The sequence below is a fragment of the Candidatus Streptomyces philanthi genome (genome assembly GCF_059553635.1).
Genome location: NZ_JCANQV010000204.1, coordinates 1 through 10,725, shown reverse-complemented (window position 1 = coordinate 10,725; position 10,725 = coordinate 1). Strand labels below are relative to the sequence as shown.

The 10,725-nt window shown below is 69.5% G+C and carries 11 protein-coding genes; 1 reads left to right on the top strand and 10 read right to left on the bottom strand.

Annotation, left to right across the window (positions count from 1 at the left end):
• A partial coding sequence (locus tag AC51EU_RS21280) for a transposase (protein WP_496268612.1) occupies positions 1–268 on the top strand: 268 nt, incomplete at its 5' end.
• Between the two features lie 757 nt (positions 269–1,025).
• On the opposite strand, the gene AC51EU_RS21275 is transcribed toward AC51EU_RS21280, so the two are convergent.
• The 10 genes from AC51EU_RS21275 to AC51EU_RS21230 all read right to left on the bottom strand — a co-directional run bounded on the left by AC51EU_RS21275 (position 1,026) and on the right by AC51EU_RS21230 (position 10,558).
• The gene (locus AC51EU_RS21275; RefSeq protein ID WP_496268611.1) at positions 1,026–2,048 is read right to left on the bottom strand and encodes a hypothetical protein; all 1,023 of its coding nucleotides are present in this window, start codon (positions 2,046–2,048) and stop codon (positions 1,026–1,028) included.
• 360 nt (positions 2,049–2,408) lie between these two features.
• On the bottom strand, positions 2,409–3,275 hold the full coding sequence (locus tag AC51EU_RS21270; protein WP_496268610.1) for a hypothetical protein: 867 nt from the start codon (positions 3,273–3,275) through the stop codon (positions 2,409–2,411).
• A gap of 128 nt (positions 3,276–3,403) precedes the next feature.
• On the bottom strand, positions 3,404–3,994 hold the full coding sequence (locus AC51EU_RS21265) for a histidine phosphatase family protein (protein ID WP_496268609.1): 591 nt from the start codon (positions 3,992–3,994) through the stop codon (positions 3,404–3,406).
• Positions 3,987–4,748 (bottom strand): SDR family NAD(P)-dependent oxidoreductase, encoded by a 762-nt coding sequence (locus AC51EU_RS21260; protein ID WP_496268608.1) that lies wholly within the window; start codon positions 4,746–4,748, stop codon positions 3,987–3,989. The genes AC51EU_RS21265 and AC51EU_RS21260 overlap by 8 nt, the downstream gene beginning before the upstream one ends.
• Positions 4,733–5,869 carry a hypothetical protein gene (locus AC51EU_RS21255; RefSeq protein ID WP_496268607.1) on the bottom strand — a complete coding sequence of 379 codons (1,137 nt, stop codon included), beginning with the start codon at positions 5,867–5,869 and terminating at the stop codon, positions 4,733–4,735. Before AC51EU_RS21255 ends, AC51EU_RS21260 begins: the two co-directional genes overlap by 16 nt.
• The gene (locus AC51EU_RS21250) at positions 5,869–7,026 is read right to left on the bottom strand and encodes a glycosyltransferase family 9 protein (RefSeq protein WP_496268606.1); all 1,158 of its coding nucleotides are present in this window, start codon (positions 7,024–7,026) and stop codon (positions 5,869–5,871) included. The genes AC51EU_RS21255 and AC51EU_RS21250 overlap by 1 nt, the downstream gene beginning before the upstream one ends.
• On the bottom strand, positions 7,023–7,598 hold the full coding sequence (locus AC51EU_RS21245; RefSeq protein WP_496268605.1) for a phosphoribosyltransferase: 576 nt from the start codon (positions 7,596–7,598) through the stop codon (positions 7,023–7,025). Before AC51EU_RS21245 ends, AC51EU_RS21250 begins: the two co-directional genes overlap by 4 nt.
• A 45-nt stretch (positions 7,599–7,643) precedes the next feature.
• Entirely contained in the window at positions 7,644–9,443 is a 1,800-nt protein-coding gene (locus AC51EU_RS21240) for a DUF4254 domain-containing protein (RefSeq protein WP_496268604.1), read from the bottom strand.
• On the bottom strand, positions 9,440–10,087 hold the full coding sequence (locus AC51EU_RS21235) for a hypothetical protein (RefSeq protein ID WP_496268603.1): 648 nt from the start codon (positions 10,085–10,087) through the stop codon (positions 9,440–9,442). The genes AC51EU_RS21240 and AC51EU_RS21235 overlap by 4 nt, the downstream gene beginning before the upstream one ends.
• A gap of 3 nt (positions 10,088–10,090) precedes the next feature.
• A complete protein-coding gene (locus AC51EU_RS21230; protein WP_496268602.1) occupies positions 10,091–10,558 on the bottom strand; it encodes an NUDIX hydrolase in 468 nt (155 codons plus the stop codon).
• Positions 10,559–10,725: the final 167 nt, after the last annotated feature.

The window sequence follows — 10,725 nt, the reverse complement described above, 5'->3', positions numbered from 1 at the left end:
ACTCCGCGCGGACAAGGCGTACTTCTCCGCCGAGCTCTTGGCCTGGCTGCGCGAGCGCGGGCTCGTCGCGCGCATCGCGCGACCCGGCATCGAGTCCGGCGAACGCGTCGGTCGGCGCCGCTGGAAGATCGAACGGTCGATCGCCTGGCTCTTCGGCTACCGCCGCCTCGCCGTCCGATACGAACGAAAGGGCTCGCACTTCCTCGCCTTCCTCGGCCTGGCCGCCGCCCTGACCTGCTACAAGAAGCTCGCGAAACTTGCCACGTGAGACATGCTCTCAAGCAGTTCAATTCGGAGCGGTACGTCCACCCGTACGCGGCGGACGAGCCCGGGGGGCGATAAGGAAAATGAAAATGGCGCTTGTTGAGTGGCCTTCTCCCCCGGGATACTCGACCCTGTATGATTCAGCAATCAGGCGCCAAAACTCTTGCTCCGGCCCCGCAGATAGGTTGGGCCTCCTATCCGGTGCTACAACTGCTGCCCCCAACACCGCTCGTGGCGAGGTGGCAACCTTGGGTCCGGCCTCGGATGGCATGTCCTCTGTGGGCTACTCGCGCATGTCTCCAGCGGGAAGGTTTTTGAACCCACGGCCTCTTCGTACTGAATGAGGTCCGGTCACGGATTCCACCTACCCGATTACCGTTTCCCAAGTCAGGTGCTTGGTCTCGGTTAAGTTGACGTGGCCTAGCGAGGTTCCGGGGAGCATCTCGGCTCCTCAACGGATCCCAACCTGGTGCGACGAATGCGCCCCCTTTACGCAGCTGTGAACCTCAGTCGACTGAGCGGTGACCTCCGCACTGTGCTGTGTCGGTAGGGCGGTCCGTTTCGCCAGTCTTGTCAAGCCTCTTGACCTTTCGGCGACGCTCAGCCATCTGCCAGCGCTTACGTCGGTGTTCGAGGACGGACTTCCACAGTTCCAGGCGATGGCGAGACTCCTTCGGGAACGTGACGCGGAGAAGCCCCAGGAGGGTGGCAGCCATCAGCAAGGGAGCGGACCCCGAATGGTCGGCTAGGAACCGCATGGATCAGCCCTCCCACTCGCACAGGTCGAGCGAGGCGGTGCCCAGCGCCACCGTGTATGTGTTCCCGTGGCGGGTGAATCCGGCGCCTTTGACGCCAGCCTCCCGGTGGGTCAGGGCAAGAGCAAGGTCACGGGGTTCGGGATAGCCGGTCCATCGGAATGTCCAGGAGTCCCCGGTGCCCCAGAGTCGAAGTACAGGACCGCGCCCCATAACCTCGGGTGCTGTTCTGTGTTTGGATTCGGGGCGCCCCAGGGGGTCCCAGGACAGACTGGTCGCCCAGTGACCGCGTCGGTCCACCAGGTTGTAGCGGGAAACCAGGCCGGCCAACAAGATGCTGGCATCCGCCGAGATTGGAGGAACCTCAGCCAGGGTCCTACCTTCGGACTCGGTGAGGCTGTGGTCCACGGTGAGGTAGGGATGGAGCGATGCTCGGCGGCGTTTTCCGCCGAGCAGGCATCCGGCAGGGTCACCGGTGGTCGTCAGCAGTGCGTTGGTGGTGAGATGGCGCAGACGGACGGAGCTTTGCCCGTGGCAGGTATAACTGACCTCGTGCCGTAGCCCCGGAACGCCTCGTGAGCCCGACTCCTCTCCCCCAGTGTCCAGCAACCGGGTGGCCACGTTTTCCGGCGCACGCTCCGCCACCATTACCAAATGGTCCCGGCGAGGCGACATCACTGGGTCGTACGAGGCGACCACCGAATAGTTCCATCTCGCCGTCGGGCCCGTGTATACGTTGCCGTTGAACAGCGCGAGCGCGAGCAGGGCCCGGAATTCACGCTGATCGTCTGAGCAGTCGTCCAGGCCCAGACCTTGGATATCGCTGCTGATTGCGGATCCGGCGGCGGTCTCGCTCTCCCCGGTGTATGCGACTCGGAGTGGGATCCGGTCCGCAGGTGCCATGGTGTGGACAGGAAGTGCGCCCAACTCGCGTGCGGCGCTCAACCGTGCCTGCCGAAAGGGGACGATGTACCCGGAGTCTCGCTGGATGCGGCGTGCGAGGTTGACGATATCCCTGTCGAGGGTCATGTCCGGCTCCCAGTGGGCGCGCCTCAGTGCTCCCGCTCACTGCGCCCCATCAGGAGGAACGACAGTTGTAGGTCACGCGCGCCCGACGGCACTTTGCGTCCTCAACCCTGGGTGGCTGCGGGAGAAACCCAGGTGCGACGTAACGGCGAGCGTGTTCGCCTGGTCGGGAGCATAGTGTCTTGAGGGAGTGTAGGCGATGCCAGGAGCCCGCCAATCGGCACCAAGTACGTCTCCCGGCTGGCTTGGCGCGCTTGATCAGGATCTGCTCGCCGCCGAGGAGAACGAAAACGTACCTCACTCCGGGCGAGGCGGCTCGCGCCGTTCAAGCGGAAGTGCTCGGCGCGAGCGGCGAGCACGCAGCTATTCCGAGAGCCGCATCTGGACGGGGCGGGGCAAGGATTCTCCCTGTTGCAGCCGGAGTGCCTTCATCGGCTTATTGGAGACCCAGGCGTTCCAAGCTTTGATGTAGAGACCCATTTGACTCTTTGTGTCAGTGCGTCGTCGAGAGGTGGTGCCATTTCGCAGCTGCCGCATCACCTTAATCAGGGCGAGCCGCGGGTCAGTGGGGCCGAGGTTGGCGCCTGACACGAGCCCGTCTACCCATTCCTCAGTAGACACGTCTGGTGCGGACTCGGCACCCAGGAAGAAGCCGGCTGCCGCCGCTGTGGGGATCAGGCCGATGTTTTGTCCGAGCAGTCGCCCGACGTATGCGGCGTGCCTGAACTCTTCCCGTTGCTTGGCGAAGATCCCCAGCAGCTGATCATTTGTCACCCTGGACTGGGAGCCGACCCACGATCCCGAGGGGCTGGTCCTGAAAAGATGTACGTGGCGTACTGTGGACGCGAGAAGGGTCGAGTCTTTCTCGCCGCTGAGGGCGAGAATATCGCCTCCACTGCGGCGCTTCCCTGTGTCCAGCACGGTGAAGGTATCGGCTGGCATGTTCTCGAAAACCAGCATCTTGACGGGGGTCTCTGACTTCACTACGGCTTTGAGCCGGTGCTGACCATCCAGAAGCCGTCCTGATTCGAGTGTGCCGTCGAGGGCGATTCCCTGGTGAGTGAGTCGAAAGCTCCCCTCTCGGATCTGGGCGGCGAATTGAGTCACGAGAGCGTGGTCTGTGGGCCTGTTGGCCTCATTGCGGGCCAGCAGCTCACGTGCAATTTCAGGCGTGACAACCACGATGCGTGGCACGAAGGGGGTTCGAGTGCTGCTACTGCTTGTGCTCATGGGTGCATCGTGAGCCAGCATTGGCCCCGCATGCCAGAGCGTGTTGGTGACATTGCCCCATATGAGTGTTAACGAAGAGCTGCGGTGGACGCTCATAGCACGCGCTGGCGTGCGTGTTGACAATCCGGTCAGCGTGCTCCTCCGTGGCTTATCGGTCCTGCAGGCCAGTGGACGAAGCGGCGCCGTTCGGCAAACTGCCAGGGGTTCTTCGCGGCGACGGCGAAGGCGGCGGGCCCTTCCGGGAGGCGGGTGAGGACGCCGAGGAGGAGGGTGTGGGAGACGGCCAGGAGGGGGCCGTGGCGCTGGGCGGTGTGGTGGAGGAAGGCGGCGCAGCGGCGGGCGCGGGTGTGGAGGTCGGTGAGGCTTTCGCCGTCCTCGTAGCGCAGGGCCGGGTTGGTGAGGCGGCGGGCGCGCCAGGCGCGGTAGGCGGGTGGGTAGGTGTCGGGGGTGCGGCCGAGGACGATGCTGGGGGCGCGCCATTCGGCGAGGAGGCCGGAGGTGGCGAGGATCGGCAGGCCCGTGAGGTACGCGATGAGGGCGGCGGTCTGGCGGGCTCGGGGGATCGGGCTGGTGACGAGGCCGGTGATGCCGTGGGGGAGCGGCAGGGAGCGGTGTACCTGGTCGCGCCCTTCCGGGGTCAGGGCGGCCTCGTGTGGGGCGTGGTGGCCGGGGCGGTGGCCTTCGTAGGCCCCGTGGCGCATGAGCCAGATGTCAGCCAAGGACCCAGCCTCCGTCGACGCGCAGGGTCTGGCCGGTGATGAAGCCGGCGTCGTGGGTGGCGAGGAAGGCGACGGCCGCGCCGACGTCGTCCGGGCGGCCCCGGCGTGGGACGCATTGGCGGGCGAGCTGCCGGGCGGTCATGGCGTCCGGGTCGTCGACGACCGTGTCCTCGGCGGGGACGCGGATGGAGCCGGGGGCGACGCAGTTCGCGGTGATGCCGCAGGGCCCGAGCTCGCGGGCCAGAGCGCGGGTGAGCCCTTCGAGACCGGCCTTCGCGCTGATGTAGCCGGTGAGGTCGTGGCGGCCCGCGGCGGCGAGGACCGAACCGATGGTGATGATCCGGCCCCATCCGGCGGCGGTCATGGCGGGGGTCAGCTCGTGGGCGAGGTGGTAGTGGCTGGTCAGGTTGGTGGCCAGCGCGTCGTCCCAGTGGTCGGGTGTCGTCGCCGCCCATGGGCGGCGGGGGTAGGCGCCGGCGTTGCTGACGAGGATGCCGATCGGGCCGAGTTCGTCGTGGGCCCTGCGGCAGAGAGCGCGTACGGCGTTGGGGGCGCGGAGGTCGGCCTCCAAGGGAATGACGGTGCCGCCGCGTCGGGTGATCTGCTCAGCGAGGTCGGCGGCGGCCCGGTGGTCGCCGAGGTGGGCGAGGACGACGGCGGCACCCTCTGCCGCGAGGCGGCGGGCGATGGCCGAGCCGATGCCGCCGGTGGCTCCGGTGACCAGTGCGATGCGGCCGTTCAGCGGGCCGGACATGGCGACTCCAGCGGGGAGAAGTAGGTGGCGGGGTCGAAGGCGGGACTCATGGCCTCGGTGAGCCGGGCGAGGAGGACGAGCCGGTCCTCGGGGGCCAGGCCGGCCAGGTTGTGGACGCCGAGGATCCGCATGGCCAGGTAGGGGCGGAGGACGTTGGCGAGGTCCATGCCGCCCCAGAGGCGGTCTGCGACCGGCCGTACGAGCTGGTCCCAGTACGCGGTCACGGCGGCGCGTCGTGGTGCGGACAGGCGCAGGGTGTAGTCGATGTGGAGGGTGCTGGTGGCGTGGTCGACTTCCGCTCGCCGGACCTCGGGGGTGTTGGCCGTGATGTGGTCGAACGTGGCCGGGTGGTCGGCGAAGGCGGCGGGGTTGTACGTGGGGACGAGCCACCCGCCGAGGGCGGAGGTGTACCAGAGGAAGTTCGCGAACTCTCCGGCGATGCTGTTCATGCCGGCGGTGTCGTGGTCGAGCCAGGCGAGCGGGTGAGCGAGGTTGACGTCGGTGGGGTCGCCCTGGGTGAGGGCCGCCCAGACCGGTTCGGCCGTGCCGAAGTGGGCACGCAGCCAGCGGAGGGTGGCACTCCAGTCCAGGTGGTGCCGCCGGCCGTTGATGCTCAGGGTGTACGTGCCGAGGCGGGAGACAGGGATGTCGATGAGGCCATCGGCAACGGGGAAGTCCCTCTTGGCGTAGTACACGTCGAGGCGGCCACCGGGCGCCGCGCGCTCCCAGTACAGCTTTCGGACGACGAGGTCCGGACCGGTGGACCGCGCGGTCGTGAGGATGACGTTGCGGTAGGTGGCCGTGAGTCGGTCCATGTAGTCGTGGAGTTCGCCGTGCGATTCGTCCGTGTTGAGGAGGTCGAGCAGAAGTCCCTGATCCGTGCCTCCGGGCAGGCGTTCGTACGCGAGGAGATGGCCACCCGGTACGCGCAGGTGGGCATGGAGGGAGGGGACGCGGTAGTGCTGGGCGAGGCGTGCGTGGCCGCGGATCTCCTGGCGGGCCTCGGCCGGATCGCGGGTGTACTTCAGCAGCAGGGGGCGGCCGAGGAGGTCGACGGGGCACAACCGGTTGCGGGTGAACCGCCGTACCGGACCGATGCGAAGACGGGGTTTCCCGGCCATCACCGCACCTCGTTCAGCAGGTTCAGGCAGACCTGGGCCAGTGCGGCGGGCGGGAAGGCGGCCATGTGGACGTCGGTGTCCGGGGCGATGGCGTCGCGTACGGGGCAGAGGTCGCCCTGGTGCATGCGCTCGGACAGGTCGGTGGCGATGGCGTGGTGGTGCGGAAGGCCGGTGCGCCATTTGCTGTGGCTGTGCCGCGCGTACAGGCCGATGACCGGCGGCCCGCCGCCGTCCCGGCCGCGGGCCATCGCGGCGAGGTGGGTGAGTCCGGTGTCGTTGCCGACGATGAGGTGGCAGTGCGGGAACAGATCGGTCAGGTGGTCGGCCGGCGCCCCGTCGAGGCGTAGGACCTGCACGTGGCGCCGCGGGGCTTCGGCGGTGACGCGGACGTCCCCGCCGTCCACGTCACCGCCGATGAGCAGCAGCCGGGCCTGCGACTGGTGGGACTCGGCGATGAGTTCGGCGAGTTCGATGTAGCGCTGTGCGGTGTAGTCCTTGCGGTCCGGCCAGCTGGTGGCAGTGATGGCGGCGATGGTCAGACCGTTCAGCCAGCCCGCCGAACGCAGTTCCTCCACGAGGCCGTTCGGCCCGGTCGCCAGCAGGGGAGCGAAGGGCGCCGTGCCGGGCAGGCGGATGCCGAGACGGCGTTCCAGCGCCAGGTAGTGCCGGGCGGGCAGGTCAGGGTGGGCACGGCCGTCGCTCGACCAGCAAGGCGGGGCGGCCGGGTCGCACGCCAGGCTCACCGCTGCCTCCGAGGCCCGTGCCTCGACCCCCGCCCGGTCACCGATCACTACCCGCCGGCCGTGCGAGGCGGCGGTCGGCGCCCGCGCCACCAGGCCGGTTCGGGTGATCAGCCCCGCGTACGGGCCCACCACCCGAAACGCCAGGGGAGCCGACCGTAGACGCATCCAGTCGACGAGCGCGCGGACGCGCGACAGCGCGAGGAGGGTGTCGCCGAGCTTCCCTTCGAAGGCCACCTCGATTGCGCCGCATCCGCTCAGGCGGTCGACGAGCTCGGCGGAGGCGGGGACCGGGAGCGGCGCCCCAACAGGGACGTCGTCACGGTCGTACCCGAGCGGTGTGGTGTGGACGGCCCCGGCGGGGATGGTCTGCGAGCCGGGACGGAACCGGATCTGCGCCGGGGCGATCGTGGTCACGCCGTGCCCTCGATCGTGGTGAGCGAGACGAGCGGCAGACCGAGGTCGTCGAGCAGGCCGCGGGCTCCGCGGGTGGTGTCCTCCACCAGGCAGGCCGCTGCCAGCGGGACGGCGCCGGCCTCGCGGAGTCGGCGGGTGAGGTCGGCCAGCGTCCGGCCGGTGGTGATCTCGTCGTCCACGATGACGATGCGCTGTCCGGGGGCGATGCCGTAGGCGAAGACGCCGGTGCGCATCGCGTGGGGTTCACTGAAACGGACCGCGCCGTCGAGGGGAAGGTGCAGCTTCCAGGCGATCTTGTACGGGAGGTCGGCGGCGCCGGCGAGGGAGACGGTCGGCAGGATGCCGCCGGCGTCCAGGCCGAGGAGGAAGTCCACCGATCCGAGTCCGTCCGGCACCTGCTGCTGAAGGTGCCGCCACAGACGAGCCCCGGTGGCGGCGAGAGCGTCGGGGCGGACCGGCTCCTCCAGCCCGTCCAGCGAGTGGATGACGCGCTCGCGGCGGCTGGTGGCACCGACACTCAGGCGTTCGACGATCCGCGCGGAGAACGGCGGCACGGCAAGGGTTTCGGGCATGGCGAAGCTCCTGTCGGGTGGGGAGAAAGACAGTGGAGAGGCTGGTCAGGCGGCCAGCTGTGCGGCGTACCAGGCGAGGAACTGGTCGACGGCCACGGTGACGGGCTTGACGACGGACTCACCGCATCCGTCGCGCCAGGCGCTGGAGATCTCGGCCAGAGAGGGCACGGAGAACGCGGTCAGACCGGGCAGCCCGGAGGCCGTGGCGAGGATCCGGTCGGGGCCGGACTCCCACTGGTGGTGCTCGCGCAGGAGGAGGCGGCAGGCCAGCACGAGGTGCTTGTACAACTGCCGCAGCGTGTCCGGTCCCGCTTCGGCGCGCAGGCGGCGCATGGTGAGGACGACCTGGGGGAGTTCGCGGACGGCGGCGAGGGCGAGCTCGTCGCGGGTGATCGCCGGCAGCTCGATGTCCGGGGCGGCGTGCAGGACGGGCCGGCCCTGCTGGAGCTGGTGCAGGGCGAAGGCCAGGCGGGGAGTGAGGCGCCAGGCGGTCAGCTCGCCGGGGGTGACGAGCGTGGGGCCGAGGGAGGCAGCACCGCCCAGGACTGTCCGGTACCGCTCCAGGGCCTCGCGCACCCGGTCGGAGACCTCGTGTTCGGCGATGATGAGCAGGTCCAGGTCGGACCAGCCGGCGATCCACGTGCCCTCGCCGGGGCTGCCGGTCAGGGCAGCGAGCCGTACGCCCGGCCCGTAGGCCCGCACAGCGTCGGTGAAGTCGGCCGTCGCCGAGGCGATGGCGGCAGGCAGACCCAGCCCGTACGGGGTGGCGACGCGCAGCGAAGCGGTGGCGGGCGGGGTGGCGATGCGCCGGAGCCGGGCGCGAAGGGCGGCGACGCTGCCGGAGTTGTCGATCACGTGGTCGGCGAGCGCGGCGACCTGATGGGCGCCGCGGCTCATCTTGATCTCGTCCTTCGCGGCAACGGCCTGGTCCGACGTCCCGGACCGCTCGACACGTACGGCGAAGGAGGCGTCCAGGTAGACGATCTGGAGCGTGTCGCCCATGAGCTGCTTGAGCTCGGCGATCGAGGTGTCGTCGTGGACGGACTCGATGGTGAACAGCCGCGTGTCGACGTGGGCGTCCGCGAAGCGGTTCAACTCGCCGAGCAGCAGCTCGGCCTGCCGCCGGGCCGACAGCGCGTACGGGTCCGCGAGACCCTCCCGGTGGGCCGCCTGCCGCAGCAGGAAGCCGATCTTGAGGCGCTGGGCACCGCACGTGCGCCGCACGAACTCGGCGCTGGTGCTCTTGCCGCACTCGCTCAGCCCGCCGAAGGCGACGACCCGGCGCAGGGGGCGGCTCGGCCTGATCTCCGCGGGGGCGGCGTCGTCCCGGCCGTACAGCTTGAAGCGGGCCGGTTCGGGAAGCCGTCGGCGGCCGGCGATGACGTCGACGACCAGCGAGTCGAGCGCCGCGCACAGTTCTTCTCGCTGCCTGTGGAGTGCGGGGACGCGGCGTCGGGCCAGTTCGTCCCTGGTCCCGGCCCGCTCGCTGTGCCAGATCCGCAGGGTCAGCACCGACAGGCGGTCGACGACGGAGGCGAGCGTCTCGGTGTGCAGCGGGGCGTCGGCGCGGCCCGCGTCCGTCAGCGAGCCGAGGATCTCGTCGGCCCGCTCGGCGAGCGCGTTGCGTTCGGCGTTGAGCTGGTCGATCTCGCGCTTGCAGTCGGCGATCTGGGCGGCGGTGAGTAACGCGCCACGCACCCGGTCCTCCGCGTCCCACAGGCGTCCGTTGATCGTGTGGAGCCGGGTGACGGTGTCGTCCAGGCGGCGGCGGTCCTTGTCCTGGAGCGTGACCACGGCGCGGGCCAGGCCCGGCGGTAGGACCAGGGGCGGGGAGTTCTGGATCATCGGGGACTCCCATCGGTGAGTCGGGGGAGGCCGACGTGGTCGAGTACGTCGGCATGGACCTCGTCCAGGGAGCGGCCCTCGCAGTCCACGACAGCGGTGTACGTGCCGTGGTCGGCCTGGTGGAGCAGGACCGCGTGCAGCGTCTTCTGGTAGGCCGGGTAGATCCCGGTCCAGGGGCGGCCCTCGCGGGCGCTGGTGAGGGCGTAGCTGCGCTCGGCGTCGAGGGACGGCAGCAGGAGGATCGAGGTCTCCGGTACTCCGGCGCGCGAACCGGCGATGCCCGTCACGGTCTTGAACGCCTCGCCGACCGTCAGCCTGTCCTTGACCACGCAGGTCGCGGTGGCCACGGCGAGGAGCATGGGCAGGCCCCGGTCGAGCAGTCCCGTACGCCCGGTCTCGCGGGCGGCGGTCCGCTTGGCGTGGCCGGCGAGCAGCATCTCGGTCAGCTCGACGGTCGTGGACGTCTCGAACCACCACCGGGCGTAGTCGCCGGCCGCCACCCGCGCCCAGGGCTCGGGGTCGTGCTCGTGGACGGCTCCCAGCGGCTGGAAGCCGTCCCAGCTCTCGGCCAGCTGCACCAGGTGGGTCGTCTTGCCCACGTTGTCAGGGCCATTGAGGCTGACGAAGTCCGGCACCTGCGTCATCGCTCACGCCTCGCGGACCGGGGTGTCGAGAACGGAGACGATCGCGTCCGTGTTCGTGGCGATGAACTCGGCCAGCTCCGGCGGCATCAGGTTCAGCTCACGGACGGCTTCGGCGGTGAACGGCACCCGGACCACCTCGTACCCGCCCCGCTCCGGCTTGGCGAACTCCGTACCCGTACGCGCGGCCAGGTCCATCGACCCCAGGCACGCGGCGAAGATGTGCTGGATGCCGACGCCGCCCTCCACCTCGTCGGTGATCAGGTGGACGAGCTCGGCGCGCTCCAGCTTGCCACCGAGCTCCTCGAACACCTCGCGGTGCAGGGCCGCCTCGATGGTCGCGTCGTCCTCCTCGACCCCGCCTCCGACCGTCACCCAGTACGGCTCCCGGCCCGGCTTGGTGCGCTTGATCAGGACCAGTTCGTCGCCGTCGAGGAGGATGGCGCGAGCACTGCGCTTGACGATGTCGGTCATGCCGTTGGCTCCTTCTGCTTGCGGTACGGGAGAGAGCGGGCGAAGGGCCTCCTGGAGGTGGCGGGCGCCCCGGCTCGGTGCACCAGCATGGTGCAGACCGGCGACGGGAAGTGACGTACGAGCGCTGCAGCAATGCCGCACCACTGCCGAACATGTCTCGCTACGCT

Excerpts from the sequence above, each read along its gene's own strand:
- AC51EU_RS21275 (WP_496268611.1), bottom strand. The coding sequence starts at position 2,048 with ATGACCCTCGACAGGGATATCGTCAACCTCGCACGCCGCATCCAGCGA.
- AC51EU_RS21270 (WP_496268610.1), bottom strand. The coding sequence starts at position 3,275 with ATGAGCACAAGCAGTAGCAGCACTCGAACCCCCTTCGTGCCACGCATC.
- AC51EU_RS21260 (WP_496268608.1), bottom strand. The coding sequence starts at position 4,748 with ATGTCCGGCCCGCTGAACGGCCGCATCGCACTGGTCACCGGAGCCACC.
- AC51EU_RS21240 (WP_496268604.1), bottom strand. The coding sequence starts at position 9,443 with ATGATCCAGAACTCCCCGCCCCTGGTCCTACCGCCGGGCCTGGCCCGC.
- AC51EU_RS21230 (WP_496268602.1), bottom strand. The coding sequence starts at position 10,558 with ATGACCGACATCGTCAAGCGCAGTGCTCGCGCCATCCTCCTCGACGGC.
- AC51EU_RS21235 (WP_496268603.1), bottom strand. The coding sequence starts at position 10,087 with ATGACGCAGGTGCCGGACTTCGTCAGCCTCAATGGCCCTGACAACGTG.
- AC51EU_RS21255 (WP_496268607.1), bottom strand. The coding sequence starts at position 5,869 with ATGGCCGGGAAACCCCGTCTTCGCATCGGTCCGGTACGGCGGTTCACC.
- AC51EU_RS21245 (WP_496268605.1), bottom strand. The coding sequence starts at position 7,598 with ATGCCCGAAACCCTTGCCGTGCCGCCGTTCTCCGCGCGGATCGTCGAA.